This window comes from Rahnella perminowiae (assembly GCF_019049695.1).
Taxonomy (GTDB): Bacteria; Pseudomonadota; Gammaproteobacteria; order Enterobacterales; family Enterobacteriaceae; genus Rahnella; species Rahnella perminowiae.
Genome location: NZ_JAFMOT010000173.1, coordinates 49,074 through 75,316, shown reverse-complemented (window position 1 = coordinate 75,316; position 26,243 = coordinate 49,074). Strand labels below are relative to the sequence as shown.

Genomic DNA, 26,243 nt, shown 5'->3' with positions numbered 1-26,243 from the left:
ACAGGCTGTTTAGCATCGGTACATGCCCGCTCATATTATTTTACTTACATTATTCGCCGCCCTGCTGCATGCCAGCTGGAATGCCTTATTACGCAGCGGTAATGACCGGTTGTGGTCGATGACCATCATGTGTGTGGCGATTGCGTTGAGCTGCGTTGTCATCGCGCCATTTCTGCCACTGCCTGCCCGGGCGAGCATCGGATATGCGGTGTTATCTGCCCTGCTGCATGTCAGCTATAACCTGTGTTTAATACGCAGTTATCAGAGCGGGGATCTCGGGCAAACCTACCCGGTTGCACGCGGCTCCTCGCCGCTGATGGTGACCTGTGGGGCAGCGCTGTTCGCCGGGGAGAAGATCGCTTTTAACACCCTTCTTGGCATCGCGCTAATTTCTGGCGGTATTCTTATGCTTGCAATGAGAAGCCGCAAACTGGCGATGCCAGGCCTGAAATATACCCTGGCTACCGGCGCGTTTATCGCCGCATACAGCGTAGTGGATGGAATGGGCGTACGCGTTTCCGGCAATCCGTTTTCCTATACCGTGTGGATGAGCATGTTATGGGGAGTGCTGATGCCAGTGCTGTATATCGTTCTGCGCGACACAAAAAGCTTACTGCGCTGGCGGCCTGGTTTACTCAGTGCGGCCGCGGGAGGTCTGGTATCGCTGCTGGCTTACGGCATTATTATTTATGCCATGACGGCCGCACCGATGGGTGCCGTCTCCGCGCTGCGCGAAACCAGCGTACTGTTTGCCGCTGTTCTGGGTTATTGGTTCCTTGGCGAAACACTCACGCTGAGAAAAATGCTGGCATGTGCGGTGATTGCCACCGGCACATTATTGATGGGTTAATCAAATCAGGAGAACTTAAAATGTCTGACCGCCCTGCTATAGCTCTGATAGGCCCCGGTGCGATTGGTACCACCATCGCCGCAGTACTGCATGAGGTGAACCGCACCCCGCTGCTGTGCGGGCGCACCGCACACCCCGAATTAATTCTGCGCCATGATGACGGCGAAATTGTAGTACCAGGTCCGGTACTGAACAATCCGTCAACCGTTACCCGTCCTTTCGATTTGGTTTTTGTTGCGGTGAAAACGACGCAGGTGGCTGACAGCGCTGGCTGGCTGACCACCTTATGCGATGAAAATACCGTTGTCTGTGCACTGCAAAACGGCGTTGAACAGAAAACGCTGCTGGAACCTTACGTTAACGGAGCAACGGTACTGCCTTCCGTCGTATGGTTCCCGGCACAACGCGAACCGGATGCTTCAGTCCGGCTGCGCGCCAAACCGCGACTGACGTTGCCGGATGTGCCAAAGGCAAAACGGATCGCTGAGGCGCTCAGTGGCACACGCTGTGCGGTTGAATTGTCATCCGATTTCCTCACGATCGCATGGCGCAAACTGCTGCAGAATGCGGTCGCTGGTCTGATGGTTCTCGCAAACCGCCGGGCAGGTATGTTCTCACGCGGGGATATCACGCAACTGGCACTGGCATATCTGCAGGAATGTCTGACGGTCGCGCGTGCAGAGGGGGCGGTACTTAGCGATACCGTTCCGCAAGAGATCGTTGAGGGTTTTCATCGTGCGCCGGCAGATTTAGGCACATCCATTCTCGCCGATCGCCAGGCTAACCGCCCGCTGGAATGGGATATACGTAACGGCGTCGTACAGCGTTATGGGCTCGCCCGGGGTCTTCCTACACCGATCAGCGACATTCTGGTCCCGCTGCTGGCGGCGGGGAGTGAGGGGCCGGGCTGATGCCTGCACAAAGGCCGCCGCGAACTCACACCACAGCGGCCTTTGCGTACCAGAGTTTATAAATCCTTAAACGATCCCAGCCGGAATCCGCGTTCAGTTATCGCAGTTTTGAGCGAGGCCGACGTCAGCACATTCAGCTCCGCCAGGCGCGGAGTGCAATATTTGCTCGCCAGAATGGTGTTATCGATAAACGACGGATGGGTCATGATTTCCACCGAGCGGTCACCACGTTGTGTCGCGCTGTCCAGTGTTTGCAGAAACAGGGCTTCTGAAACCGCCTCACCGTAGAAACTGCTGTCGAAACCGTCGGTACTCTTCGCGCCGCACAGCGCAATGTCGCCCCTGCGGATTTCCTCACGGTCTATGCGTACAGGAATGCCCTGCTCTTGCGCGAACGCCTCAACGATCGGGAAAATCTGCGGAAACATATGCACATGATGATGACTGTCGAGATGGGTTGGCAAATGGCCAAACAGAGCCAGGAAACGGTCGAACTGGCTTTGCAGTTCATGCCTGATTTCATCAAGCGGTAACGTCCCCTGCCCGGCCATTTCCCAAATCCATTTGCCCAGTTCACCGTCGCGGACCAGACCCGGCATGGGTGACAACGGACGTCCAAGCGTCAGCACGAAGTGCATGCCCACGGCAAGATCAGAATTTGCTTTGCTTAGCGCCGCCGCGTGTTCAGCACTGACCATATTGACCATCGCCGTCGTCGACCGCACCACGCCATTGTTGAATGCGTCAATGATCCCGTAGTTTTGCGCTTTACAAAGCCCGAAATCATCGGCGTTCACTATCAGTAATTTATCCATAAATGTCCCGGTTGAACGCCTTCCCTTTTCGGGGAAGGCCATGGGTTATTTCAGCGCAGCAATGGTTTTGGCAAAATTTGGCAGCAGTTTTTCATGAGCCAGCAACATTTCGCGCGCCAGTATTTCGGCATCTTTATCGGAATGGATCAGCGGGCTGAGATTCATCGCCAGCAGAACGTCATTGAGTTCACCGCTCAGTGCGGCCTCACTCGCGGCAATCTCAAACCCTTTGATGGTGTAAATCAGCCCCAGCACCTTTTCGTCAAAATGCGTGATACGCGGGTGTGGTTTTGCGCCGTCACGCCCGATAGTACAGGTCATTTCCACCGCCCAGTCAGCCGGAATGTTATCAACATGTCCGTTGTGCGGGAAATTGACGTACTGCTCGGTTTGTTTATCGTTGTAAATCGCGCTGATGACTTCGCAGGCCGCGTCGGAATAATACGCCCCGCCGCGCAATTCCAGTTCTTTGGGTTTGACATTCAGATCAGGGTTTTTGTACATATCGAACAGCTGCTTCTCAACCTTCTGTACCACCGTAGCGCGCGCGCCGCCTTTGTAGAATTCCCCCATTTCAATCGCCAGCATCTCTTTCTGCTTAAAGTAATACAGCAGATAAGAACACGGCAGCAGATTCAGGGAGCGGATCAGCCCTTCACTGAAGGGCAAATCAAAGATGTTTTTCACCGAACCGGCGGTGAGTGTGCCGGATGCTACGCCGTCAAGCAGTTCGGCGAAACGTGATTCGCCGTCGACCAGAACATCTTTGATGAACACCATGTGGTTCAGGCCAAACAAATCGATAGACAAATCATCCTGCGGTGCCAGCTTCAGCACATCCTGAATAAACATTTTCATGCCGACCGGGATGTTACATACGCCGATAAATTTTTTGAATTGGGTATGACGGAATACGGCTTCTGTCACCATACCCGCCGGGTTGGTGAAGTTAATGACCCAGGCGTCCGGACAGATTTCTTCGACATCCCGGATGATGTCAAAAATCACCGGAATAGTCCGCAGCCCTTTGAACAATCCACCAGCCCCGTTGGTTTCCTGACCGAGATAACCGTGACTCAGCGGGATACGTTCATCCAGCTCGCGTGCTTTCAACTGGCCGACACGCAGTTGCGTGGTGACGAAATCGGCATCCGCCAGCGCTTCGCGGCGATCCAGTGTTTTATGCATCACAATCGGCACGCCTGCGCGCTCCACCATACGCTGGCAAAGATTGAAAATAATGTCCTGTTTCTCTTTCCCGGCTTCCACATCAACCAGCCATAATTCAGTAATGGGCAGTTCATCGTAGCGTTTAATAAAGCCTTCCAGTAATTCCGGGGTATAACTACTTCCGCCACCGACGGTGACGACTTTCAGTTTTTTACGCATAGGAACTCCCGTGCAATAATAATGCACTGCAAATTTAAACAGAGAAATAAATGATTCGGATTAATTAATACTGCATAACTTCTTCCGGTAATGATTCGGGGTGAAAGATGTCAGCTTTTTAAAGTTTTTAATAAACATACTCGGACTGCTGTAACCAGATTCAAATGCAATATCCGAAACCGAGTAATTCGTAATTTCCAGTTGCTTTTTGGCAAAATCAATACGGATTTCATTAATAATCTGCATCGGCGTTTTGCCATAATGTCGCTGCGTGGCTCGGCTAAGATATTCCTGAGATTTACCGGAAAGTGCCACCATATTCACTAATGCCTTGTCACCAAACTGTGCTTTATCATGCATCTTCTCAATGGTATTTTTAAGCCAGCCTGGCGCATCTGTCGCTACTTCGGATTCCCGGTGATGACGTAAACGGTTCACAATATAAAACGTCACCATTTCCAGAAACTCATTAAATTCCCCGTTCCTGAAATTCAACGAAGCAATCACAGATTCTATATAAGCCAGAAATTCAGTCTTAATCTGATAAACCTGTGATGCCACGAAGCGGGATGGCAATAAAGATAAATAATGTTGCTCAAAGAACGCTTTGCTGATCCCGACATTTAATATCCGTGTCGCACCAAACTCATAAAAGCTTTGGTGGTGAGATCCCAGCGGGATAAACACAAAATCGCCGCGTTCTAACAATACCCGTTTGCCATTGACGTTCTGGTAATACCGCCCGGTCAGTACCACTGTAAATTCATAGTAGTCATGCTCATGCAGCCCGGAAATACTTTCTACTTTGTTGTAGATGAACATGTGGAAATTCTGCCCGTCGAAGAGCTGATTTTCGCGCGCTGTCTTGATTTCCATGCTCAGTACCGGTGGCTGCATTAGGGATCCCTACGTTATTTTATTTTCTCATGAAGCTCAATGAGTTCCGCAATCAGCTCACGGGCCAGCATTGACGTCATCAGATGATCTTGCGCGTGCACCAGTACCAGGCTGACCTTGGTTTTCCCTTCGCCCTGATCGGCCTCAATCAGTTTGGTTTGCACCAGATGCGCTTCATTGAGTGCCATTTTTGACTGTGCCATTACCGCGTGCGCCTGCTCAAAATCTCCTTCTTTGGCCTTTTTGAGCGCTGCGTAAGCCAGGCTGCGCGCCTGTCCGGAGTTAATGATCAACCCCATGACCACTTCTTCGAGATCCTGCATTTCGTTTTCAGTTTCTACAATGCTGTCTAAATCCATCATCCTGGTCTCTCCTTGATTGGCCGGATAACAGCGGGAAGATGGCCTCTGCCCGCCCTCCGTTGAGATTAAAATTTCAATGCGGCTGCAATGTCTTCTTCGCTTTCTTCTTCTTCAATGATCGCCTGCGCTTTGTTAGATAAGATCACGAATGGCATATACACCAGCGTGGCGACACCGAGATTGAACAACGCGACCAGCAGCGCAGCGATACTGCCGTTACTGTTAAAGAAGGCGCCCAGCCCGGTCGGCATGGTCCACGGCGCCAGGTTAGTCACCGGGGGAATGATCCCCAGAGAGTAAGCCGCAAGTGTGATAGCTGCGAGAATCGGCTGGACCAGGACAAACGGAATGAACATGACCGGGTTCATGATAATCGGCAGACCAAACAAAATAGGCTCGTTAATCTGGAAAATACCTGACGGCAGCGCCAGCTTCGCCACCTGGCGATGATCGGCACGGCGTGAAGCGATAAAGATGGCGATAATAAGCCCGAGCGTCGCACCGGAACCGCCCAGCATGATGTAGGAATCCAGCATCGGTTTTGCCCAGAAATGGAAGGTTTTCCCGGCATCAATGGCAGCACTCACGGAACCGTACTCGGTGTACAGAGCGATATTTTCCAGGGCCCACGGGGTCATAATACCGTTGTCGAGAGCGGTCAGTGCGAGCGAACCGTGTACACCAAAGAACCACAGCAGGGAGTTGAAAATCACATACGCCCAGCCCACCACGCCGCCCATCGCCGCCAGAGGCTTGGAAATAGAATCCATAATGATCTGGTGGAAGTTATGACCATATAATCCGAGTAACCAGGAAATCATCCCGAAAATAAACAGAATAATAAAACCCGGAATGAGTGCTGAAAAAGATCGGGAAACAGAAGACGGCACACTCGCCGGCAAGGTAATAACCCAGTTCCGGCGAATGACAAAGGTAAACATTTCTGCGACAACCAAACCTATCAGCATACCGGAAATAATATTGGCGCCCCCTAACCAGTTTGCACCTACTGCATAGGCTTCGCCGACATTGTATGGCGTCACGGTCATAAAGGCCGCGACGGCTAATAAACCGGCGGAGAGCGAATCAACTTTACGTTCTTCCGCTAATGCCATGCCGATAAAGAACGGTGCCATCAGCGACATAATACCAAGCGTACCGTTATAAACATTAATACCGATGGTTTTCAGACCGGCCAGTGTATCGATAGTTGACGGGTCTAAACGCACACCTAATGAATAAAAGAAAGAACCGGCCCCGAAATTCAGGAATACATTATTAATTAAAACGAACATGGCACCCGCAAGGGTTAGCGGCATGAGTTTTATAAAACCATTTTTAATGGCATTAATATGCGGCTGTTTACCTATTTTGACGGCAAAAGGAAGGAGTATCTTTTCAAGTGAATCAATGGCTTTGCTCATTGGTATTTTCCTTTAATGCCGCCATCCGGCGGCCAGGGGAAGAAATTCGCTCTTTGACTGGAGTTCTCTTTGACTTAAAAATTTCAATATAAAGACGATCAATTTAAAAATAAGGAAAAATTAAAATTACTGCGCTGCTGCTTTTTTGATCGCAGCAACCGCTGCTTTCAGAACACCTAACCCATCGATTTTGCCGTACAGGCCAGAATCAATCACCTCAACCGGTTTGCCGGGCAAGACATTTTTAATTTCATTCAGCATATAAGCAATTTGCGGCCCAAGCAGAACGACATCTGCCGCCATACCCTTCTCAGCGGCCAGTGTTTCAGGAAATGCTTCGATAATGACCGGGACCTCATATTTCTCGGCCTGAACCTTCATTTTAGAAACCAGCAATGAAGTGGACATTCCGGCGGAGCAAAACAAATAAATGACTTTCTTTTCCATGATGAAACCCTCATATCCCGATAGATTGCAGCTCTGGCAACGGTTTTTCCTTCACCTGTGAGAATGTATTCAGAGCATATAAATGAAAATGATGAATCGTCTCTGCTTGAAAGCATTATACGGCATCGCGCCGGGACGCGATAATTCGGTGCTTACAGAAATCTTCTCTCCTTGACCATCCCCTATGACTCCCTTCACGTTTTGGGGAAATAATTCGCGAGGATAAATAAGACCGAGCCGGGCTGCAACGCAACAGAAAGTTAACATTTCCCCTTACCCAAGCAGGGAACAATATGAGAAACTGATAATGATTGCGCAAACATTACTATTTTGACGCCCGAATTCAGTGGTCAATACTTTGAATAAGAAAACAAATATCCAAAATGGCCTTTCCCGCACGGCCACGCTCGAAGATGTCGCACAGGCCGCCGGCCTCTCCCCGATGACGATCAGCCGCGCCTTAAACAATCCTAAAGTCGTGCGTCCGGCAACCATTGCCCGCGTGATGGAGGCCGTAAAAAGCACCGGTTACATTCCTAATATGCTGGCCGGCGGACTGGCCACCCGTCGCACAAAACTCATCGCCGTCGTGGTGCCGCAAATCAACAATAATATGTTTGTCGATACTGTACAGGCGATCAGCGACCAGCTCGCGGCGCGGGGTTACCACATGCTGTTGTGTATTGTCGGCTATGAGCCGGAAGATGAAACCGATATTGTCGCGACCTTGCTTTCGCGTCGACCGGACGGGATTGTGCTGACCGGCATCCATCACACCTCAGAACTGAAAAGAATCATTCTGAATGCCAATATTCCGGTGGTGGAGATTTGGGATCTGACACCTACGCCGATAGATATGCTGATTGGCTTCTCGCACGAAAAAGTCGGCAATGCCATCGGTGACTATTTCCTCAGCAAAGGTTTTTCCCGCTTTGGTTTTATCTGCGCCTCGGATCGCCGCGCCATGGTACGTAAAAACGGAGCCATCAGTGTATTACGGACTCTCTCCGGGCACGATATTAAAGAAGTGATCGTCTCACGTCCGGCCAATATGGAAGTCGGGCGTCATGCACTCAGACAACTGCTTGCCACCGGTGAGCCGTTCGACGCCATCATTTGCAGTTCTGATACGCTGGCCCAAGGTGCAATTATGGAAGCCGAAGCACAGGGTTTATGTGTTCCGGATGATTTCTCGGTGATCGGTTTTGCGGATCTGAATTTTGCTGCCCACAACCGCCCGGCGATAACCACAGTCAGCGTTGAAAAGTGGGATTTAGGCATCCGCGCGGCGGATATGCTGGCGGATAAAATTGAAGGCATCGTGGTTGAAGAGCCGATTGTCGATATGGGTTACCGGCTGGTGATTCGGGAATCGGCTTAGGGCCCGCGCACATTTCAGTTTATGTTTTTGACCTTAATACTCCACCCCAACCCTCCCCTTCGCAGGGGAGGGAGCCGTGCTGCGTTATTATCCGAAATTGAAATCAATTCTTATTTGTTAAAAATGTTAGCTAACATTCACAACAACTAATAACAGGAACTTTCCGTGCGCAATTATATTGATCTAAATTCAGCCAGTGAAGACAGACAATGATCTTTGATAACTGATGCTAATTTAATTTGAGTTTTGGTAAATAGAAAAATTATAACCAACTGTTTTAAAAGGATTTAAAATCTATTCCATGATTATTTAAAACCACCACATTAGCCACCGCACAGTTCGCATGGAATTTATTCATTTATTTTAGATGTAGCAGTGATATTATAAATTTGTACCCCAAAATAATAATAATTAACCCAAACTTAACATCAGGCATGTGAGAGTCGTAATTCTATGCTCCTTCAAAAAAAAACAACCCGTCGCAAGTTTTTACTTGGGTCGCTGATGGCTCTGCCGGTCGGCACCATAATGATGAAAGGATTGTCGGCGGCACAAGCTGCGGAAATGGCTGCCCCGGATTTACTCGATTATAAACCCATATTTTTCAATACCGATGAGTGGCAGTTTATTATGGCCGCTGCTGACCGCCTGATCCCTGCTGGTGGCAAAGGTAAAGCACCGGGCGCACTCGAAACCAACGTGCCGATTTTTATCGACCAGCAAATGCACGGTGATTTTGGTGATGAAATTTACATGCAGGGCCCGTTCAATGTGCATGCTCCGGCCACAATGGGGTATCAGATCCCGTTCCGTCCGCAGCAAATCTACAAAACCGGCATTCGCCTGGCGAACGCCTGGTGTCAGCAAAACCACCAGAAAGCCTTCCATGACCTCGCCGCTCAGGACAAAGACAACGTTCTGACGCAGTTGCAGAAAAATGGCATTCAGTTTGCGGATCTTGGTGAAGAGAACCTCGTGGCTTCGCAATTCTTCAGTGAACTGCTTTCAGATACCAAACACGGTTATCTGGCAGACCCGATCTACGGCGGAAACAAAGGGATGAAAGCATGGATAGCCATCGGCTTCCCCGGCGCCCGCGCCAGTTTCACCGAATGGGTTAAGCAGCACAATGTCCCTTATCCGCTGGGACCTGTGAGCCTGCAAGGCGCGCGTGCCTGAGTGCCCGCCCTATTACCGTTTTCTGATGAATGACAGGATTAAAGATGGCAAAAGTAACTAAATCGGAAGTCGACGTTGTTGTTGTCGGCCTCGGCTGGGCTGGCTCACTGATGAGTATTGAGCTGGCAATGGCGGGCCTGACCGTGCGCGCGCTTGAGCGTGGCGGCGATCGTGGCTATGAAGAATTTGCTTACCCGAAACCGGCGGACGAATATGCCTACGCGGTACGCAATAAAGTCATGGCGACCCCGGCAGAAGCCGCCGTCACCGTGCGTTACAACATGCGTGAAACTGCCCTTCCGACCCGTAAATGGGGTGCATTTGCGCCGGGTACCGGCGTTGGTGGTTCCGGTCTGCACTGGACAGCAGTATTGATTCGCCCGACGCCGACTGATTTAAAACTCAAAACCTACGCTGACGAGGCTTACAAACCGGGCATCTTGCAGGAAGATATGCGGATCATGGATTTCCCATTCACATGGGATGAAATTGAGCCGTATTACACTAAGTTTGAGCACATCTGCGGCCAGTCCGGCAAAACCGGCAATCTTCGTGGTCAGATTATGGAAGGCGGTGATCCGTTCGAAGGACCCCGCTCCGAGCCATATCCCCTGCCTGCACTGGAAGATACGCTTAACAGCAGTATGTTTGCTGAAGTGACCAAAAAGATGGGCTATCACCCGTTCCCGAATCCGTCAGCCTGTGTCTCCCGTGCCTGGACTAACCCTTATGGCAACCAAATTGCACCCTGTAACTACTGTGGTTATTGCAGTAAATATCCGTGCCTGAACTACTCGAAAGCCTCACCGCAGACGGCGGTCATGGATGCACTTAAACGTATGGATAACTTCTCCTATGAAGTGCATGCCAACGTGCTGAAAGTCGAACTGCATGATGATAAGAAAACCGCGAAAGGCGTGATCTACATGGATGCAGACGGCAACGAGTGTTTCCAGCCCGCCAAAATCGTGGTGCTGAGTAGCTTCCAGTTCTGTAACGTGCGCCTGATGCTGCTGTCCGGCATCGGCAAACCTTACAACCCGATCACTGAAGAAGGCGTGATTGGCCGTAACTATGCGTTCCTCAGTAACGGCGGCTCGACGCTGTTCTTCAAAGACAAAAACTTCAATCCGTTCGCTACCGCAGGTGCCACCGGCCAGATGTTCAACGACATCTCTCCGGGCAACTTCGACGGTCCTGCGCTGGGCTTTATCGGCGGTGCGAAAATCCACAGTTCGCAGGCCACCGGCACGCCAATCAGCACCTCGCTGCCAAAAGGCACCCCGGCGTGGGGCACCGGCTGGAAAGAAGGGATGGAAGAATGGTACGGCCATTCGATGAAAATCAGCATTACCACTACCTGCCAGTCTTATCGCGATATTTATCTGGATCTCGATCCGAATTATAAAGATGAATATGGCTATCCGCTGCTGCGCATGACCTTCGACTGGAAACAGAACGAACTCAAATTGCAGCAATATCTGAAAGGTATCGTTGGCAATATCACTAAAGAGCTGAATCCGGACAGCTACAGCGAAAGTTTCCTGCCGATGGACGCGCACTTTGACCTGACAAAATACGTTTCCACGCACAACGTGGGCGGCGCGGTGATGGGCGACAACCCGAAAACTTCTGCGCTGAACAAGTTCCTGCAAAGCTGGGATGTACATAACGTCTTTGTGCCGGGCGGCAATGCCTTCCCGCAAAACTTCCAGGCCAACCCGACCGATACCATCGGTGCGATCACCCTGATGGCAGCGCAGGCAATTAAAGATCAGTACCTGAAAAATCCTGGTCCACTGGTTCAGGCATAAGCGGAGATGAACACGATGAAACTCAAAAGTTTATTTATCGCTAATGCCTTGCTGCTGGGTGCAGGTTTTATGGCGAATGCGCAGGCAGCCACGAATGCACAAGCCGACAACGTCGCGCTCATAAAACAAGGTGAGTATGTGGCGCGCCTGGGCGACTGCGGCGCGTGTCATACGGTGGCCGGCAAACCGGCGTTTTCAGGCGGGCTGGCGATCAACTCGAATCTGGGCACCATTTATTCGACCAACATTACGCCGGATAAAGACCACGGCATTGGCGGTTATACCGAAGCCCAGTTCTCGGATGCGGTGCGTAAAGGCGTGCTGCCGGATGGCACCCGTTTGTATCCGGCGATGCCTTACCCTGATTACGCCAAAATCAGCGATGAGGATATGCACGCACTCTACGTTTACTTTATGCAGGGCGTAAAACCGAGCGCGGAACAACCGCCGGAAACGGATCTGAGCTTCCCGTTCAGCCAGCGCTGGGGCATGCGCTTCTGGAACTGGGCGTTCGCGTCTGACAAACCATTCCAGCCAATCGGCGGTGCGTCCGCACAGGTTAACCGCGGCGCTTATCTGGTGGAAAGCCTGGGCCACTGCGGCAGTTGCCACACTCCGCGCGGCTTCGGCATGAATGAAAAAGCACTCGACAGCAGCGACTCTGATTTTCTGGCGGGTGGCAGCCTCAATAACTGGGACGTCCCGTCGCTGCGCGGCGTAGCGCACTGGAACGAACAGGAGATCGTCGATTATCTGGGCAAAGGGCGTAACGACAAAGCGGCGGTAGGCGGCGAAATGACGTCTGTGGTGGAAAATAGCACCGCCCATATGACCGATGAAGACCTCAAAGCCATTGCGGCATACATCAAGTTCCTGGGCGGTAATCCACCGGTTCCGGCACAAGATTCGCAGAAAGCCAGCGCGACCGAAGCCAGACTGACGGCAGCGAAAAATCTCACCGAAGGCGAGCGTCTGTATCTGGATAACTGTGGTGCCTGCCACTTTGTGACTGGCAAAGGCGCACCAGGCGTGTTCCCGCAGCTGGATCAGGCAACGATTGTGAACGCGAAAGACCCGACAGGACTGATCCACACCATTCTCGCGGGTGCACAGCAACCTTCAACGGCACGTGCACCGTCGACACTGGTCATGCCGGGCTTTGCCCACCGTCTGACTGACGAAGAAGCAGCACAATTGTCGACCTTCATCCGTCAGGGTTGGAGCAACAACGCACCGGCTGTCACAGCAAAAGACGTCAGTGAAGTGAGAAAAACTCTGGCTCACTAAACGTTCTGCTCATCAACAAACGGCTTTCCTCACGGAAGGCCGTTTTTATGTCATCTTCTCAAAGGGACGCCTCGCCGAACACCACGATGCGATTGCGGCCGCTCTGCTTCGCCTGATACATCGCAGCATCAGCTTTCGCCACACAAGCTTCGGCTTTATCATCCTCGCTACCCATAAAATAGATGCCGACGCTGACCGTTACCGGCGCGGGGAGAGTGCCGGGAAATTCTGACCTATGATGTTGTGTCACGTTGATACGAAAACGCTCTGCCATCGTACGAACCTCCTCTTCAGAGGCACCGATCACCAGTGCGGAATATTCCTCACCGCCAATGCGTGAAGGAATATCTTGATCACGCAGGGAATGGGAAAGTGACCAGGCAACATATTTAATGACCTCATCGCCCTGAATGTGTCCGTAGGTATCATTGAAGCGTTTGAAATAATCAATGTCAGCCACCATTACCGCCAGCCTTACCCCTGATTGTTTTTTATCTAAATAAGTTTTCATTGCATCGTAATAATACCGGCGATTATAGAGATTAGTCAGCGGATCGCGAATAGAAGACTCATAAGAAATCTGATATTTCATCAATGTTTTCTTGTAAACCATAGAAATATCGTATAGTAAAACAATCACGACAAAGAACGTCGATAACACCTCAAAAAAACGCGCGTAATACCAGACCAGCGAATGAATATAAATGCTGCTGTGTAAAATAGATACGTTGCCTAAATAGGAAATGCAGCTCAATCCGATGGCCAGCCAGAAGGTATTTTTAAGCCGGGTCACAGAAATAATCAGGATGGTGGCCAGTGCCCAGATACCGCCAATAATATACCCCATTTTTCCAGACCAAAGCTGGCTATAATCACGCCCGTCTGCCGTTACAATCTCCATGCCGAACAGCGGATTTTTACTGGAAAGAAAATAGGCAAAAATCACAGCCAGGCAGCTTGCGGCCAGCACAATGCTCAGCACCCGACGATGGCTGACGCACAGAGTATCCCTGCGCTGATACAGGAAAGCGGTGAGCAAAAATACAGCGGCCATCGAGATACTGCGAAAGACCCAGTAAATAGCCAGATCATTGACGGAGCCTTCAAGCACTGCCCCGGTCAGGAAGATCCCCGGATAATAGAGCAGCTTGTAAACCAGATAGAATGCCGACAACGAGTACGCAAAGGATAATACAGCCAGGTAGAGTTTCTTGCGATTCGCCATGTATTGCATCAGCATGAAAAAGGCGATAAGGGTATGCAGCACAAATAAAATGGCGGTAGTGACGGGAAATATTGAGACTACAGCAGGCGTTTCATGAAAAAAATAGCGATGAGACATCACCGTAACAGGAACTAAAACAATCAATATGTATAAGAAAAACACTAACATATTTAACTTACACTTATCTTTAACATCAAATAACGTCATATCACGCATCCCTCTCCGTTGGGAATAAGCCTCTGTCCTGCAAGGCGGCGTGATTTTATCATAAACTGAGTGTCAGCGAGTTTGATTACAGATTATTATTGTGTAATAAACGCTGCTGTTGACCCGCATCATTTTCTGAAAGAAAAAGGATTATTGTCAGTGACCATTAGCGGCCGCCGTTTCATGCAGATGCCGCCACAGCACTTTCCCGTCAGTATCGACTTCAAATACCACTGTCGAATAACGCAACGTCTCCGGCTGACCTGGCAGTTGCTGGCGTTCCTGATACGCAACGACTGCGCCTGCCTCATTTTCAGCAATAACAACAGGTGCTTCAACGTTAATCTCCAAGCCGATTTTCGTGCCCCGCTGTTCCCTGAAAAAGGCACATAATGCAGGATAATCCAACCGGTTATTAGCTGCTGGCGGAGTTTACAATGGCAACATTGCAAATTATGCCAAAACTGCGCAACAGCTCGGCGGTGAAGCTCCGACAGGTTATGATCAGATGCTGAATGAGACAACCGCGGGTTCGGCGATTGCTATTGTCTCTGCGGCGGCGGGATTAGGTCTTGGTCGAATGGGTGCAATTAGCGAGATAAAGCAACTGGAAAATCTTGCGAAAACAAATTCAATTACTTCAGAAACGGGCTTTCTATCAAAATCAGGAACATTGTTGAACGCTGATAAAGCTGTAATTGATCCTAAAAAACTCATTTCATATGCGTTAAATCCAGACCATCCTGTTGGCGGTAACAAAGCTAAGGTTTTCGAGTCAGCTTTAGGCTATAACCAGACGAATGTTGACGACCTAATTACTAAAGTTCAGGCTGGTATTGTCTCCAACCCAGCAAAACTATTAGGCTCAGACAATTTTGGTCAACGTATGGCTGTAGAGATGCCAATTACAGGGATTAATGGGAATAATGGGAATAATGGGAATACAGCAATTGTATGAACAGGTTGGATGTACGATACCGGTTCCTCCGTTCCCAGAATGACTACTATCTTCGTTAAATAAAGGCCAGATATGGAATTTTCACTTTTTGATGTTGTTATATTAAATGTAGACCTGCCTGATGAGGGGCTAGTTAAAGGAATGACCGGGGCAATTATTGATGTTTATAGTTCGCCATCGATGGCTTATGAAGTTGAATTCTGCGATCAACAAGGCCGAACAATCGCTTCTGTGGCATTGGCTCCAGAACAGTTACAACATAAATCCTGATTCATCGGTTAAGACAATGCTACCAGAGTACACTGGTAGCCATTTTTTCTTTGGTTTTCTTAGCTCGTCAAAGGCACCACACGCAACGCTACTCAGTCAGTGCCAAAATGAGGGGCATAAACACCGATGATTTTCTGAATCTCTTCGTCGTACTCGTTTAACTCATCAATCACTTGGCGGGCGGTTCTTACCGTTTGCTCATCGCGTGGGACATTCGCCCCACCCTGCGCAGAAATATATGCGGCGAAATCACCACCATCGGCTGCTGCTCTGGCAACTTCGACAAGTTCGTCAAACTCGCACTGATGTTTAAAGTCGGGCAATGTAGCGGAGATTTTCTGAGGGATAAACGGACGTGCTGCAGTTACACTGTCAAAATTATTTTGACAGTGAGGAGACCCGGAATGCTGAATTTACAGCGGCTGGAGATTTTCGTTGCGGTGGTTAGTGCAGGCAGTTTTACCCGCGCAGCAACTTCGCTCGGGCTGACCAAAGCGGTGGTGAGTTTTAACGTTAAGCAACTGGAAATTGCTCATAGCCGGTTGCCGCTGCCAATGCGTTGGCCGGTGATAACCCCCGGCAGAGATAAGATACCGTTCAGGGTTTCTTCGCCCGCAGCCATTGTGGCCGACAGCGCGTCGGCGTTGTTAGCTTTTGCACTCGCAGGCGCAGGGGTCGCCCTGCTGCCGGACTGGCTGGTACAGCCGGAAATCGACGCACAGCGGTTATGCCATTTGCTGCCCGATCACCGTTTCCCACCGCAGGGCATTTTCGCACTCTATCCCAACACCCGTCATGTGCCGGAAAAAGTGCGGCGTTTTATTGATTTCCTCAAAAAACAGATGGCGGAGTCTCCTGCCCAGAGTAAGATTTAGTGCAGTTCACAGAAGGAAGACGCTCACTATGATCCTCGAAACAGCGCGGTTGCTACTCCGGCCAGTAGAGGCTGATGATATCGGTTCTTTTTTTGCTATTTACGGCGATCCGCAAACTAATTTATTTAATCCGCGCGGTCCGCTGAAAGACATGACGGCTGCGCAGGAAAAACTGAGCGGCTGGTTGCAGGAATGGTCGGATCATGGCTTCGGGCACTGGGCAATTGCACTGAACCATAAGCCTGACGAGATCATCGGTTTCGGCGGACTGGGTATCCGTGAAGGCTACGAAAATCATCGTGTGTTTCTCGGTTATCGCTTTGCGACAGCAGCCTGGGGAAAAGGGCTGGCGACGGAGTTTGCCACCGCCGTGCTCAACACCGATTTTGAGAAACTGGGTATACCGCAGATTTCTGCTACCGTGCGTGAAAATCATCTGGCTTTACAGCATGTTCTGGAAAAAATCGGTATGCAAAAAACGGGTTTTGAGGGTGATCCGGTGCATGGCATCGGCAGTTACCTGTACCGGCAGACCAGCCAGTACGTGGTAAATGGCTCAACATTCGACTGAATAGAGGCCCACATGCCAAGGCTTCCCCGGCCTGAGATCGGAAAATTCTGAGTCTCTGACATTGCGGGCTTTTTTTTTCTTAAAATACCTGTACAACCTTTCACATCTTGTATAACTTTATAGTCACACAGGCAATCATTAATCACACATCTATTAACATAAGGGTTAATCATGCGTCAGAACAGGCACAATGGAACGTCCCCGGACACGTCTCATTCCCTCTATACGCAGGTCTTTTCTGATGAGGAAACCATGGGGCGTGTTGTGGTTGAAATCCTTGAGGCAGGGAAGAACCTCAATCGCAAAGCTTTATGTTCGAAACTTTTAAATCGCGTTGAAGCCGCTGGCAGCGAAGAAGAGGAAAAGCATTATATGAAGCTTATCCGTCTGGTACTTGAGCGAGATTCATGATTCATCCTGATTAAGATTACAGTGCAACGATTGGCTTCATAGCATTTCAGTTCGACATATTATGCGGGCTTGATTAATTCACAGCCTACCAAATTTTATGCCTGATGGCGTAAAGTACTAACTCTGAACCTGAAGCTAATCTGCCCAAGACCTTTGGCCGGCGTATATTCAGAGGCTGCTAATATGTATAGAAGTAACGAAGAAAGATTAACTGATAAGCTGATAGGTGAGGCTGTAATTTCCTTGCTTAAATCTAAGAGCCCAATATCGACTGACAGACTTATTGCACAATTACAGTTTATGGCTGTGAGTGCTGACAACATCAATCGAAAAAGCGCCTGTGAGCGAATTATTAATGAGATCCGCCATGATCTGGCTGATAAACGTGGGCGAATCACTTACGAAGTACGGGATGTCGACAATGTGCGACACTTTTTCAATGCTGAAGGACCGTCCGATGACAAGAAAAGACATTGATTCATCAAAGAGCTATACGCTAAATCACAGCGACCCGATGAAATCAAACCAATCCCAGCCGATGACAGACTCTGGTTTTAATTCAGAAGCTTATAACTATTTTAACAAAGCGGGCGAACTTTTTTTGAGTGAAACCGAAGTTTTGGGTGCCGCTATTCGTGTCATTCTGGCTGAAAAAGGCAAAGTGACAAATAAAGCCATTATATTGCACCTGATCACCCAACTTGAATGCACTTCCGATGTTGTACAATTGGATATTTTGCGTAGTGCACTGGAAATAGTTGTGGGTATGACGCCTGATGACATCAGCGTCTGAACCCGGCTACTGATATTTAATCGTTTCACGTTCAATTTTAAAACTGAGCGTGCTTTCTCTCATAAACAGCAGGTGCGGAGGGTATCAAAATGCAAGATGTGTCTTATACTCATGTCAAATTGGCTGATTACATTCTGGCAGAGGATCCGGAACTTCTGGTCGGAAATGAAACTGTCATCCGTATTTATAAGAATTTAAAAAGTCATAAAGAACGGGTTACGCATAAAGATATTATTCTTTGCCTGATTCAAAAAATTGAGCAGGAAAGTGATTCGATTAAACAGGATGTATATTTAGAAGCACTTGAGTATGTGGTATACCGTACCCCTGATGATGACACACTATAAAATATCGTCTGTATGGCAATAAATTTTTCAAATCAGCCGGGAAAATACACGATACCTCACCGGCTGATGAGTTTACTTTTCTGAGAATCTTTTAACAGACCCGGCATAATTAAAGATTTTGATTCATTAATCTATATTCCTGCTTAATCTCCGGCCACGTAACAACCGGCGCCCCATTTAGCCTGGGCGAAGCAAACAGCGGTCCCTGAAAATTACAGACCCCTGCCGCATCAAGCCACATCCATTCTTCTGGTTTTTCAATACCCGCCGCGATGACCGATATTTCCAAAGAAGAACACAATCTGATAATGGCCTGAATGATGGCTTGTTTGGGTCCGCTGGTATGGATGTCACAAATCATATTGCGGTCAATCATAATCTTATCAGGCTGGCATCGGGTCAACAGCAATAATTCGGCAGATCCGGCGCCAAAATCATCAACGGCCAGGCGCATCCCTGAGGCTTTAAGCTGTTGTAACGCTGTCGCGAAATTATCTTCGCGCGTCGCGACACCGTTTTCTGTGATTGCCACAATAATCTGCTCCGGTACCAGATCATGAGCAACAATCTCACGAAGCAAAAATCCAATCGCGTCGGGTACCCTGACGAGCGTCATAGGCAACAATTTGATTGACAGCATTTTGTCGCCAATCCCCATCTTTCGGGCAAGCGCAAAAGCCAGCTTTTTGGATCGTAAATCGGCTTCATAAATGTTTGGGCCGCTAAGTGCAGAGAAATATTCCATCGGAGAACCGCCACCGGGACCGCACAGACGCGCTTCGTAAGAAATAATCTCTCGACTGAGGGGATCAACAATCGGCTGAAACGTGAAATTGTAATCCTTCATCTCGGGAAAGATAAATCCTGCTTCAGGTTTCAGTGGCTCATCTGCGATAAAGGACCAGGCATCCGCTGGCAAAATTTCGAGATAATTTTCCTTTTCGCGAGCCTGTACAAAAGTGCATAAAAATTGAAGCGCGCGGTCTTCGTAGGTAAGCCGATATTTAGACGTTCCCTTATCCAGCACTGCCTGAAGAACAACATCCTCATGATGATGCCTGAGGTCAAACAGCTCCATCCCTACATTGCCGAAGCGCCGCGACGGTGCGTAATCACGCATGAGAACAACGACATTGTTGTGGCGTTGATCGCTGCAAATCTTGCTATAAATGGCATCGACGGCTTCTTCCGGCCCTTCCAGCAACTGGAAAAAGTGCATTCCGTCAAAAAGCAGAATACCGGTAATGCTACAGCGTTCGTTCTCGATGTTGGCTCGCGACACCATCTCTGCCAGAGGAGCAGGCCGGACAGAGTCGCTGATGTGACTGCGATAGACGAGGGTTAAAAGCATTCAGATATTCCAGGGCAGGCTCCAGTTAAGAACGCCACGATAACAGAAATTTTATTTACGGAAAATTCTCAATTGATTATCTTTCCTTACATATTGTGGCAAGAAATGCCTTGTTGCGTAGGTCCCTGACCATTAAGGATAATGGCGCGGTTGTCGTTTTAGAGGATAATCGCTGATATTCGATTCACTTTCAGGAAGCCAGGGCATGACTCATCAACCCGCACCAGAAGATTTTTACACCGAAAAATACGGTCTGACCCGTACCCACTCAGAAATCATCAACGCAACACATTATGTACAGTCAGGTAAAGCACTGGATTTAGGCTGTGGCAGCGGGCGTAACTCCCTGTATCTTAACCTTAAAGGCTTTGATGTGACGGGTTGGGATAACAACGCCATAAGCGTCGCAAAAGTGAATAATATTATTGCGGCGGAATCCCTGACCAACATCACTATCAGCGAAGCGGATCTGAACACCCACCGTTTCAGCGGTGAATATAATTTTATCTTTTCGACCGTAGTAATGATGTTTCTGCAACGCGACAGCATCCCACACATCATTGAAGATATGCATGCAGCCACCGTAACGGGCGGCTATAACCTGATTGTCGCCGCCATGGACAGTCCGGATTATCCGTGCCCGCTGCCTTTCCCGTTCACGTTTAAGCCGGCAGAGTTGCGTGATTATTATCGCGACTGGGAGATAGTGAAATACAACGAGGATGTCGGAGAACTGCATAAACGTGACGAAAACGGACACCGTTATTCGCTGCGTTTTGCGACACTGCTGGCAAGAAAAGTCTGATATCTATGACTCCTTCGCAGGCAAACCCTGCATGTCCTGACTTTTCGACTAGACTTAAAATCCACCCAAAAAGGAGCACGATATGTCATCACAAGACTTTGATAAAGATCCTAACCGTGTGGAAGATAAAGTAGAAAACACGGTCAATGAGTTTGCCGGTGAAGCACAAAAGCAATTTGGAGATTTTGTTGATTCTCCTAAACACCAGCTGAAAGGTGCTGCACGCAAATACTCCGCACAGGCAAGTGAAGCTGTCTCTGACGTGGCGGATAAGATCAAAGAAAATCCGCTGTCGGGATTGATTGCTGCCGGCGCGATTGGCGTGGTGCTGGGGTTGCTTTTAGGCCGCAAATAACCGTTCAGGAGAAAACAGATTTCTCCTAAATAAATGATTCGCATAAAGGAGATAGCATAGTGTTTTCTGTAGCTATCTACAGATACTAAGATACTCCCCTTGTAACGAATCCAATACCCGTCTCCCCTGGCGGGTATTTTTTTGCGCCCGTTTACTCAATCACTGCCCTTTACCGACCAACTGAGCGGCTTTGACAAAGATCTCATCTTCCAGGCCATCCCCTTTTTTACGTCCGAGCCGTCGTAATTCTTCAATGATGCTTTCCCGGTTAATGACGGTTCCACTGGAAATTAACCCCATAACAGCCGCGCCGATTGCCAGCCCGATCAGACCTGTTTTTTCGCTTTTATCCTTCATTATAACCCCGGTAAATTATTCGAATTTTTAAGGTAACGCTCAGTATCTATAGCTGATGTAATGCCATTTGTCAGAGTTCGCAGATTGCGCAACTTGGCCGGGATCGCATTTTTCTATTAGGGTTAATAGGTATACCTCATCCAACCCATCCAGGAGGAAACGATGACACTCCCCCCTTCACACCTCTCTACTACAGAAGAACTGAGACTCATTGACCGCTACTGGCGGGCCGCCAATTACCTGTCTGTCGGGCAAATTTATCTGATGGATAACCCGTTGCTGCGCGAACCCCTCAAACCTGAGCACATCAAGCCTCGTCTGCTGGGGCACTGGGGCACTACGCCAGGTCTGAATTTTATTTATGCGCACCTCAACCGGGCGATATGCCAGCGTGATCTTGATATTATTTATATCTGCGGTCCGGGTCACGGCGGCCCCGGCATGGTGGCAAATACCTGGCTTGAAGGCAGCTACAGCGAGATTTATCCGCAGATCAGCGAGGATGCCAGCGGAATGCAAAAACTGTTCAGGCAGTTCTCATTCCCCGGTGGCATTCCCAGCCATGCGGCGCCGGAAACACCGGGGTCGATTAACGAGGGCGGCGAACTCGGCTATTCTCTGTCTCATGCGTTCGGCGCAGTATTTGATAATCCTGATCTCATTGCCGCCTGCGTCATTGGCGATGGTGAAGCCGAAACCGGTCCGCTGGCCTCGGGCTGGCACGGCATTAAATTCCTCAATGCCGTGCGGGACGGCGCAGTACTGCCGATACTGCATCTTAATGGTTATAAAATTGCTAACCCGACCCTCCTGGGGCGAATGAGCGACGACGATCTACGTCAGTTATTTTCCGGTTATGGTTACGAGCCATTATTTGTCAGCGGACACGAGCCGGAACAGATGCATATTCAGATGGCCCGCGCACTGAACATTTCACTGGATATGATCAAAGATCTCCAGCAACTCGCCCGCGCCGGTACGTCCAACGACGGTGTTCCCGCGTGGCCGATGATCATCCTGCGCAGTCCGAAAGGTTGGACCGGCCCGAAGACCGTTGACGGTAAAAAAGTCGAAGGTTTCTGGCGCGCACATCAGGTGCCGGTATCTTCCTGCCGTGACAACGACGAGCATCGCCAGATCCTTGAAGACTGGATGCGCAGCTACCAGCCTGACGATCTGTTCGATGAACAGGGACGCCTGAAGCCGGAATTACGGGCGCTGGCACCACAGGGGGATAAACGTATGGGTGCCTCGCCCTTCGCCAATGGCGGCAGACTGCGGCGGAAACTGGTGCCTGCAGAACTGGCCAAATTCGCCGTTAAGCTGACCTCACGCGGCGAACCGCAGGTGCAATCAACAGAAATGCTCGGCCGCTATCTGGCCGATATCTTTACCCTCAATCCTAATAACTTCCGTCTGTTCGGCCCGGATGAAACTGCGTCTAACCGGCTCAGCGATGTGTTTAATGTCACCAACCGCACCTGGCTGGAAGACATTGAACCTTACGATGAGCAACTGGCTGCCGATGGACGGGTGATGGAAATTCTCAGTGAGCATCAGTGTCAGGGCTGGCTGGAAGGTTATTTACTCACCGGACGGCATGGGCTGTTCAACTGCTATGAAGCCTTTATTCATATCGTCGGCTCCATGTTTAATCAGCATGCTAAATGGCTGAAGGTGACCCGTAAATTGCCGTGGCGTCAGCCGATCTCTTCTCTCAACTACCTGCTTTCCTCCCATGTCTGGCGTCAGGATCACAACGGCTACAGCCATCAGGATCCGGGTTTTATGGATCATGTCGCGAACAAGAAAGCCGATATCGTGCGTATTTATCTGCCGCCGGATGCCAATACGTTGTTGTGGGTCGCAGATCACTGTCTGCAAACCTGGGACCGCATCAATGTGATTGTGGCTGGTAAACAACCTGCCCCGCAATGGCTGTCTGCCGACGAAGCCGCAGAACATTGCGCCGCAGGGATGGGCATCTGGCCATGGGCGGGCCATGAGCCGGACGGAACGGAACCTGATGTAGTGATGGCTTGTGCGGGCGATGTGCCAACCATGGAAACCCTGGCGGCGGTCGATTTATTGCGGGAATATCTGCCGGATCTCAGCGTCCGTGTGGTGAACGTGGTGGATATTATGGCTTTACAGACCCAGGAACAACATCCTCACGGACTGAGCGAAGCTGCTTTTGACCACATTTTCACCCAAAGCAAACCGGTAATTTTCGCCTTCCACGGCTATCCAAGCCTGATTCACCGCTTAACCTACCAGCGCAACAACCACCGCAATTTCCACGTCAGCGGTTTTATGGAAGAAGGCACCACCACCACGCCGTTTGACATGACCGTGCTCAATAAGCTGGATCGCTTTCACCTGGCGCAGGCAGCCATTCTGCATACGGAAAAATTGCAAGGCCAGGCGGATGATGTTCTGGATACGTTGCAAGAGAAAATTGCCGCGCATCATCGCTATGTGCGTGAGTATGGTGAGGATTTGCCTGAAGTTCGTGACTGGAAATGGCCCTCACAACAGGGAAGTGGCGGCGCGCCGGAATAACCTGAGGCGGTGAAACTCTGCCTTGTGCGAAGCTTTTCTAAACAGTGCTCCCGTATCCCGGGATAAGAAGGCAAATGGGATTGCTGCCTCTGGATTGCTTTCGCCGCGGCAAAACTTTCAGTAACGTCTGTTTAAAAATGAGCATGATTCACCACACAAAAGCCACGCAAACATCGCGTGGCTTTTTTCAGAAAATCCTGATCTGTTAAATCATCAGTTTTCCAGCTGGTACGTCAGCGTGATCTCAGCGTTCAGTACCTGAGAAACCGGACAGCCTGCTTTGGCTTTTTTGATGATTTCATCAAATTTATCTTTGTCGATGCCTGGCAGTTTCACTTTACTGTCGAGTGCGATTTTGGTGATCGCAAAACCGCCATCCACTTTATCGAGTGAAACATCAGCAACAGTATCGATGCTTTCCGGCGTGTGCCCGGCTTCACCCAGCATCAGCGAGAGCGCCATGGAGAAGCAGGCTGAGTGCGCCGCACCAATCAGTTCTTCCGGATTGGTGCCTGGCTTGCCTTCAAAACGGGTATTAAATCCATATGGCTGTTCCTTCAGGGCACCACTTTCAGAAGAGATATAGCCTTTACCGTGTTTAATGTCACCTTCCCAGTGTGCCTGTCCTTTCTTATGTATGGTCATCTTTTCCTCCGGTTTGTATTACATTAACTTTAAGTATAGCTTCTGATGAGTGATCCGCGAGGATGACCGGACTGTACGGTCTGCGGACACCTTTTCCATGAATCACAACAACATAGATAACCGGGGAATAAAGCATGTTTAAACCGCAAGATCTCGTTCAGTCCAAAACCGGCGGCCCGAAAATGATTGTCCGGCGCGTTGAGGGCGACACGCTGTGGTGCTCGCGGACAGATGACTTTTCTGCCACAGAAATTTCAGTAAAAGCCGATACCGTCGATTTGTATCATGAAGACGGCGATTTTGGCGTGTGCTGATCACCACATCGATTGACCATTAAGGCCGCCGCGGTGGCCTTTTTATTTCCCATGTATTGCCTGCGCCCTCTTAATGAATTAATATTCTGTATTATAGAATAATTATTCATTATAGGTGACAATAAATGGACGTCGTTATCCCGGTAGAAAAACAGTTTCAGGCTTATAATAGTCACGATCTCGATACCTTCGTTTCCTGCTACAGCGACGATTTCATCGCATATCGTATGCCAAACATGTCGCCTTCCTTACAGGGCAAAGAAGCACTCAGAACTTTTTACAAGCACCACCGGTTTAACAACGCGGCGTTAAGCGCTGAGCTGATTTCGCGAACAGTACTGGGCAATAACGTTTTTGATCATGAAATGATTTACGGGATTTATGACACCCCGGTTAACAGCATTGCCGTATTTGAAGTGGAGAAGGGACTGATTAAAACGGCGTGGTTCTATTTTGAATAGATATTCATTTTAGCCTGTGCATTAAAATAAAAAATCCTGAGATTGTTAAATCCCAGGATTCAATGATTCTGCTTCCTGCCTGCTTTACCAGCCTTTTACCGCATCTCCGTGATAGATAGCGTCAGCCGCTTTTACTGTGGCATCCGTCTGATAAGACTCAACCAGCTCCTTCACTGCCTGACTGTCTTTGTTATCTTCCCGTGCCACGATAATATTTACATAAGGTGAATCTTTATCTTCGACAAACAGGCCATTTTTGCCCGGCGTCAGCCCGACCTGTCCTGAATAAGTGGTGTTGATGATTGCCAGTTCAATTTTGTCGTCATCAATGGCGCGCGTCAGCTGCGGTGCTTCGATTTCAACAATTTTGAGATGCCTGGGATTCTCAATGATATCCAGAGACGTTGGCAGCAAACCCACGCCCTCTTTCAGTTTGATCAAACCCTCTTTTTGCAGCAGTAGCAGCGAACGCCCCAGGTTAGTCGGGTCATTAGGTACCGCCACCTGCGCGTTATCACTGAGCTGATCGATGGATTTTATCTTGCGGGAATAGCCTGCAATGGGATAAACAAAGGTTTTCCCCACTTCCACCAGCTTGTAGCCGCGCTCTTTGATCTGCTTATCCAGATAAGGACGGTGCTGAAATGAGTTCACATCAATGTCACCGCTGCTCAGCGCAGAGTTTGGCAACACGAAATCGTTGAAGGTCACGACTTCCACATCAAGGTTGTATTTATCTTTGGCGGTTTTTTTGATGGTTTCCCACATCTGCTGATCAATACCCGCACTGATACCCACTTTAATGTGATTTTCCTGCGATTTTTGGTCACAAGCACTCAGCACCAGTGCACCTGCCAGAGACAACGCCAGAACCGAAAATTTTAGTGTTATGCGCATAAAGGTTTTTACTCTTTCCGTGAATAATTAAAATGTTGAAATAACATCGCTGAAGGCCACAGTGTTTCAAAGCAGGTCGTAAT

General features: G+C 49.4%; 31 protein-coding genes and 1 pseudogene. 19 read left to right on the top strand and 13 right to left on the bottom strand.

Going from position 1 to position 26,243, the window contains the following annotated elements; translation table 11 throughout:
• The first annotated feature begins 22 nt into the window (after window positions 1–22).
• Window positions 23–850, top strand: a complete 828-nt coding sequence (locus J1781_RS11050; protein WP_129953459.1) for a DMT family transporter — start codon at window positions 23–25, stop codon at window positions 848–850.
• A gap of 20 nt (window positions 851–870) precedes the next feature.
• Window positions 871–1,761 (top strand): oxidoreductase, encoded by an 891-nt coding sequence (locus J1781_RS11045; RefSeq protein WP_129991065.1) that lies wholly within the window; start codon window positions 871–873, stop codon window positions 1,759–1,761.
• Window positions 1,762–1,817: 56 nt separating this feature from the next.
• Here the strand turns inward: J1781_RS11045 and chbG are convergent, their stop codons facing one another.
• From chbG to J1781_RS11015, 6 genes are all read right to left on the bottom strand, one after another.
• Complete coding sequence (gene chbG, locus J1781_RS11040; RefSeq protein ID WP_217233540.1) at window positions 1,818–2,576, bottom strand: chitin disaccharide deacetylase; 759 nt, start codon at window positions 2,574–2,576, stop codon at window positions 1,818–1,820.
• A 45-nt stretch (window positions 2,577–2,621) separates the two neighbouring features.
• Window positions 2,622–3,965 (bottom strand): 6-phospho-beta-glucosidase, encoded by a 1,344-nt coding sequence (locus J1781_RS11035; RefSeq protein ID WP_217233539.1) that lies wholly within the window; start codon window positions 3,963–3,965, stop codon window positions 2,622–2,624.
• A gap of 60 nt (window positions 3,966–4,025) precedes the next feature.
• Window positions 4,026–4,862: a transcriptional regulator ChbR gene (gene chbR, locus J1781_RS11030; protein ID WP_129991067.1), complete on the bottom strand. Its 837-nt coding sequence runs from the start codon at window positions 4,860–4,862 to the stop codon at window positions 4,026–4,028.
• A 14-nt stretch (window positions 4,863–4,876) separates the two neighbouring features.
• Window positions 4,877–5,224 (bottom strand): PTS N,N'-diacetylchitobiose transporter subunit IIA, encoded by a 348-nt coding sequence (chbA, locus tag J1781_RS11025; RefSeq protein WP_129953454.1) that lies wholly within the window; start codon window positions 5,222–5,224, stop codon window positions 4,877–4,879.
• A gap of 65 nt (window positions 5,225–5,289) precedes the next feature.
• The gene (chbC, locus tag J1781_RS11020) at window positions 5,290–6,648 is read right to left on the bottom strand and encodes a PTS N,N'-diacetylchitobiose transporter subunit IIC (protein ID WP_129953453.1); all 1,359 of its coding nucleotides are present in this window, start codon (window positions 6,646–6,648) and stop codon (window positions 5,290–5,292) included.
• A gap of 126 nt (window positions 6,649–6,774) precedes the next feature.
• Window positions 6,775–7,098, bottom strand: coding sequence for a PTS sugar transporter subunit IIB (locus tag J1781_RS11015; protein ID WP_255466699.1), 324 nt, complete (start codon window positions 7,096–7,098; stop codon window positions 6,775–6,777).
• Between the two features lie 355 nt (window positions 7,099–7,453).
• Between J1781_RS11015 and J1781_RS11010 the strand changes: the two genes are divergently transcribed.
• From J1781_RS11010 to J1781_RS10995, 4 genes are all read left to right on the top strand, one after another.
• A complete protein-coding gene (locus J1781_RS11010) occupies window positions 7,454–8,476 on the top strand; it encodes a LacI family DNA-binding transcriptional regulator (RefSeq protein ID WP_238483019.1) in 1,023 nt (340 codons plus the stop codon).
• 453 nt (window positions 8,477–8,929) lie between these two features.
• Window positions 8,930–9,655 (top strand): gluconate 2-dehydrogenase subunit 3 family protein, encoded by a 726-nt coding sequence (locus tag J1781_RS11005; RefSeq protein ID WP_217218885.1) that lies wholly within the window; start codon window positions 8,930–8,932, stop codon window positions 9,653–9,655.
• A gap of 44 nt (window positions 9,656–9,699) precedes the next feature.
• Entirely contained in the window at window positions 9,700–11,469 is a 1,770-nt protein-coding gene (locus J1781_RS11000; RefSeq protein ID WP_217233538.1) for a GMC family oxidoreductase, read from the top strand.
• Between the two features lie 15 nt (window positions 11,470–11,484).
• Window positions 11,485–12,756, top strand: a complete 1,272-nt coding sequence (locus J1781_RS10995) for a c-type cytochrome (RefSeq protein ID WP_377426073.1) — start codon at window positions 11,485–11,487, stop codon at window positions 12,754–12,756.
• 58 nt (window positions 12,757–12,814) lie between these two features.
• Here J1781_RS10995 and J1781_RS10990 read toward each other — a convergent pair whose 3' ends face one another.
• Window positions 12,815–14,098: a sensor domain-containing diguanylate cyclase gene (locus J1781_RS10990; RefSeq protein WP_217233537.1), complete on the bottom strand. Its 1,284-nt coding sequence runs from the start codon at window positions 14,096–14,098 to the stop codon at window positions 12,815–12,817.
• Between the two features lie 246 nt (window positions 14,099–14,344).
• A complete protein-coding gene (locus tag J1781_RS10985) occupies window positions 14,345–14,539 on the bottom strand; it encodes a hypothetical protein (protein WP_238483512.1) in 195 nt (64 codons plus the stop codon).
• Between the two features lie 157 nt (window positions 14,540–14,696).
• On the opposite strand from J1781_RS10985, the gene J1781_RS10980 reads away from it, so the two are divergent.
• Window positions 14,697–15,146 carry a DUF6883 domain-containing protein gene (locus J1781_RS10980; protein ID WP_217233536.1) on the top strand — a complete coding sequence of 150 codons (450 nt, stop codon included), beginning with the start codon at window positions 14,697–14,699 and terminating at the stop codon, window positions 15,144–15,146.
• Between the two features lie 72 nt (window positions 15,147–15,218).
• Window positions 15,219–15,416: a DUF4926 domain-containing protein gene (locus tag J1781_RS10975; RefSeq protein WP_129953444.1), complete on the top strand. Its 198-nt coding sequence runs from the start codon at window positions 15,219–15,221 to the stop codon at window positions 15,414–15,416.
• A gap of 101 nt (window positions 15,417–15,517) precedes the next feature.
• Here J1781_RS10975 and J1781_RS10970 read toward each other — a convergent pair.
• Window positions 15,518–15,715 (bottom strand): annotated as a pseudogene (locus tag J1781_RS10970) (hypothetical protein); the annotation flags it as partial.
• Window positions 15,716–15,820: 105 nt separating this feature from the next.
• Here J1781_RS10970 and J1781_RS10965 point away from each other — a divergent pair.
• The 6 genes from J1781_RS10965 (at window position 15,821) to J1781_RS10940 (ending at window position 18,413) form a co-directional block, all read left to right on the top strand.
• Entirely contained in the window at window positions 15,821–16,291 is a 471-nt protein-coding gene (locus J1781_RS10965) for a LysR family transcriptional regulator (RefSeq protein WP_217218773.1), read from the top strand.
• 28 nt (window positions 16,292–16,319) lie between these two features.
• Window positions 16,320–16,862 (top strand): GNAT family N-acetyltransferase, encoded by a 543-nt coding sequence (locus J1781_RS10960; RefSeq protein WP_217233535.1) that lies wholly within the window; start codon window positions 16,320–16,322, stop codon window positions 16,860–16,862.
• 171 nt (window positions 16,863–17,033) lie between these two features.
• Entirely contained in the window at window positions 17,034–17,273 is a 240-nt protein-coding gene (gene ycgZ, locus J1781_RS10955) for a regulatory protein YcgZ (RefSeq protein WP_129953441.1), read from the top strand.
• A gap of 183 nt (window positions 17,274–17,456) precedes the next feature.
• On the top strand, window positions 17,457–17,750 hold the full coding sequence (locus J1781_RS10950) for a hypothetical protein (RefSeq protein ID WP_129953440.1): 294 nt from the start codon (window positions 17,457–17,459) through the stop codon (window positions 17,748–17,750).
• Window positions 17,731–18,066 carry a biofilm/acid-resistance regulator YmgB/AriR gene (locus tag J1781_RS10945; RefSeq protein ID WP_370278323.1) on the top strand — a complete coding sequence of 112 codons (336 nt, stop codon included), beginning with the start codon at window positions 17,731–17,733 and terminating at the stop codon, window positions 18,064–18,066. Before J1781_RS10950 ends, J1781_RS10945 begins: the two co-directional genes overlap by 20 nt.
• 89 nt (window positions 18,067–18,155) lie before the next feature.
• On the top strand, window positions 18,156–18,413 hold the full coding sequence (locus tag J1781_RS10940) for a biofilm development regulator YmgB/AriR family protein (RefSeq protein WP_129953439.1): 258 nt from the start codon (window positions 18,156–18,158) through the stop codon (window positions 18,411–18,413).
• A gap of 109 nt (window positions 18,414–18,522) precedes the next feature.
• Here J1781_RS10940 and J1781_RS10935 read toward each other — a convergent pair whose 3' ends face one another.
• Window positions 18,523–19,764 (bottom strand): diguanylate phosphodiesterase, encoded by a 1,242-nt coding sequence (locus J1781_RS10935; RefSeq protein WP_217233534.1) that lies wholly within the window; start codon window positions 19,762–19,764, stop codon window positions 18,523–18,525.
• Between the two features lie 205 nt (window positions 19,765–19,969).
• Between J1781_RS10935 and tehB the strand changes: the two genes are divergently transcribed.
• Entirely contained in the window at window positions 19,970–20,569 is a 600-nt protein-coding gene (gene tehB, locus J1781_RS10930; RefSeq protein ID WP_129953437.1) for a tellurite resistance methyltransferase TehB, read from the top strand.
• Between the two features lie 82 nt (window positions 20,570–20,651).
• Window positions 20,652–20,924 (top strand): ElaB/YgaM/YqjD family protein, encoded by a 273-nt coding sequence (locus tag J1781_RS10925; protein ID WP_129953436.1) that lies wholly within the window; start codon window positions 20,652–20,654, stop codon window positions 20,922–20,924.
• A 159-nt stretch (window positions 20,925–21,083) separates the two neighbouring features.
• Here the strand turns inward: J1781_RS10925 and J1781_RS10920 are convergent, their stop codons facing one another.
• The gene (locus J1781_RS10920) at window positions 21,084–21,281 is read right to left on the bottom strand and encodes a hypothetical protein (protein ID WP_129953435.1); all 198 of its coding nucleotides are present in this window, start codon (window positions 21,279–21,281) and stop codon (window positions 21,084–21,086) included.
• Window positions 21,282–21,443: 162 nt separating this feature from the next.
• Between J1781_RS10920 and J1781_RS10915 the strand changes: the two genes are divergently transcribed.
• On the top strand, window positions 21,444–23,843 hold the full coding sequence (locus tag J1781_RS10915; RefSeq protein WP_217233533.1) for a phosphoketolase family protein: 2,400 nt from the start codon (window positions 21,444–21,446) through the stop codon (window positions 23,841–23,843).
• A 213-nt stretch (window positions 23,844–24,056) separates the two neighbouring features.
• Here the strand turns inward: J1781_RS10915 and J1781_RS10910 are convergent, their stop codons facing one another.
• Window positions 24,057–24,488: an OsmC family protein gene (locus J1781_RS10910; RefSeq protein ID WP_129953433.1), complete on the bottom strand. Its 432-nt coding sequence runs from the start codon at window positions 24,486–24,488 to the stop codon at window positions 24,057–24,059.
• Window positions 24,489–24,622: 134 nt separating this feature from the next.
• On the opposite strand from J1781_RS10910, the gene J1781_RS10905 reads away from it, so the two are divergent.
• Window positions 24,623–24,802 (top strand): GDFGVC terminal motif YodC-like protein, encoded by a 180-nt coding sequence (locus J1781_RS10905; RefSeq protein WP_129953432.1) that lies wholly within the window; start codon window positions 24,623–24,625, stop codon window positions 24,800–24,802.
• A gap of 125 nt (window positions 24,803–24,927) precedes the next feature.
• Window positions 24,928–25,263 carry a nuclear transport factor 2 family protein gene (locus J1781_RS10900; RefSeq protein WP_217233532.1) on the top strand — a complete coding sequence of 112 codons (336 nt, stop codon included), beginning with the start codon at window positions 24,928–24,930 and terminating at the stop codon, window positions 25,261–25,263.
• Between the two features lie 84 nt (window positions 25,264–25,347).
• Here the strand turns inward: J1781_RS10900 and metQ are convergent, their stop codons facing one another.
• The gene (metQ, locus tag J1781_RS10895) at window positions 25,348–26,160 is read right to left on the bottom strand and encodes a methionine ABC transporter substrate-binding lipoprotein MetQ (protein ID WP_217138756.1); all 813 of its coding nucleotides are present in this window, start codon (window positions 26,158–26,160) and stop codon (window positions 25,348–25,350) included.
• Window positions 26,161–26,243: the final 83 nt, after the last annotated feature.

What these genes read in the sequence shown, in the direction of transcription:
- J1781_RS10900 (WP_217233532.1), top strand. Translation starts at nt 24,928, where the DNA reads ATGGACGTCGTTATCCCGGTAGAAAAACAGTTTCAGGCTTATAATAGT.
- J1781_RS11000 (WP_217233538.1), top strand. Translation starts at nt 9,700, where the DNA reads ATGGCAAAAGTAACTAAATCGGAAGTCGACGTTGTTGTTGTCGGCCTC.
- J1781_RS10915 (WP_217233533.1), top strand. Translation starts at nt 21,444, where the DNA reads ATGACACTCCCCCCTTCACACCTCTCTACTACAGAAGAACTGAGACTC.
- J1781_RS10925 (WP_129953436.1), top strand. Translation starts at nt 20,652, where the DNA reads ATGTCATCACAAGACTTTGATAAAGATCCTAACCGTGTGGAAGATAAA.
- J1781_RS10920 (WP_129953435.1), bottom strand. Translation starts at nt 21,281, where the DNA reads ATGAAGGATAAAAGCGAAAAAACAGGTCTGATCGGGCTGGCAATCGGC.
- J1781_RS10980 (WP_217233536.1), top strand. Translation starts at nt 14,697, where the DNA reads ATGCTGAATGAGACAACCGCGGGTTCGGCGATTGCTATTGTCTCTGCG.
- ycgZ (WP_129953441.1), top strand. Translation starts at nt 17,034, where the DNA reads ATGCGTCAGAACAGGCACAATGGAACGTCCCCGGACACGTCTCATTCC.
- J1781_RS10935 (WP_217233534.1), bottom strand. Translation starts at nt 19,764, where the DNA reads ATGCTTTTAACCCTCGTCTATCGCAGTCACATCAGCGACTCTGTCCGG.
- J1781_RS10910 (WP_129953433.1), bottom strand. Translation starts at nt 24,488, where the DNA reads ATGACCATACATAAGAAAGGACAGGCACACTGGGAAGGTGACATTAAA.
- J1781_RS10990 (WP_217233537.1), bottom strand. Translation starts at nt 14,098, where the DNA reads ATGTCTCATCGCTATTTTTTTCATGAAACGCCTGCTGTAGTCTCAATA.
- metQ (WP_217138756.1), bottom strand. Translation starts at nt 26,160, where the DNA reads ATGCGCATAACACTAAAATTTTCGGTTCTGGCGTTGTCTCTGGCAGGT.
- tehB (WP_129953437.1), top strand. Translation starts at nt 19,970, where the DNA reads ATGACTCATCAACCCGCACCAGAAGATTTTTACACCGAAAAATACGGT.
- J1781_RS10905 (WP_129953432.1), top strand. Translation starts at nt 24,623, where the DNA reads ATGTTTAAACCGCAAGATCTCGTTCAGTCCAAAACCGGCGGCCCGAAA.
- J1781_RS11045 (WP_129991065.1), top strand. Translation starts at nt 871, where the DNA reads ATGTCTGACCGCCCTGCTATAGCTCTGATAGGCCCCGGTGCGATTGGT.
- chbA (WP_129953454.1), bottom strand. Translation starts at nt 5,224, where the DNA reads ATGATGGATTTAGACAGCATTGTAGAAACTGAAAACGAAATGCAGGAT.
- chbR (WP_129991067.1), bottom strand. Translation starts at nt 4,862, where the DNA reads ATGCAGCCACCGGTACTGAGCATGGAAATCAAGACAGCGCGCGAAAAT.
- J1781_RS10995 (WP_377426073.1), top strand. Translation starts at nt 11,485, where the DNA reads ATGAAACTCAAAAGTTTATTTATCGCTAATGCCTTGCTGCTGGGTGCA.
- J1781_RS11050 (WP_129953459.1), top strand. Translation starts at nt 23, where the DNA reads ATGCCCGCTCATATTATTTTACTTACATTATTCGCCGCCCTGCTGCAT.
- J1781_RS10965 (WP_217218773.1), top strand. Translation starts at nt 15,821, where the DNA reads ATGCTGAATTTACAGCGGCTGGAGATTTTCGTTGCGGTGGTTAGTGCA.
- J1781_RS10950 (WP_129953440.1), top strand. Translation starts at nt 17,457, where the DNA reads ATGTATAGAAGTAACGAAGAAAGATTAACTGATAAGCTGATAGGTGAG.
- J1781_RS10975 (WP_129953444.1), top strand. Translation starts at nt 15,219, where the DNA reads ATGGAATTTTCACTTTTTGATGTTGTTATATTAAATGTAGACCTGCCT.
- J1781_RS11005 (WP_217218885.1), top strand. Translation starts at nt 8,930, where the DNA reads ATGCTCCTTCAAAAAAAAACAACCCGTCGCAAGTTTTTACTTGGGTCG.
- chbC (WP_129953453.1), bottom strand. Translation starts at nt 6,648, where the DNA reads ATGAGCAAAGCCATTGATTCACTTGAAAAGATACTCCTTCCTTTTGCC.
- J1781_RS10945 (WP_370278323.1), top strand. Translation starts at nt 17,731, where the DNA reads ATGACAAGAAAAGACATTGATTCATCAAAGAGCTATACGCTAAATCAC.
- chbG (WP_217233540.1), bottom strand. Translation starts at nt 2,576, where the DNA reads ATGGATAAATTACTGATAGTGAACGCCGATGATTTCGGGCTTTGTAAA.
- J1781_RS10960 (WP_217233535.1), top strand. Translation starts at nt 16,320, where the DNA reads ATGATCCTCGAAACAGCGCGGTTGCTACTCCGGCCAGTAGAGGCTGAT.
- J1781_RS10940 (WP_129953439.1), top strand. Translation starts at nt 18,156, where the DNA reads ATGCAAGATGTGTCTTATACTCATGTCAAATTGGCTGATTACATTCTG.
- J1781_RS11035 (WP_217233539.1), bottom strand. Translation starts at nt 3,965, where the DNA reads ATGCGTAAAAAACTGAAAGTCGTCACCGTCGGTGGCGGAAGTAGTTAT.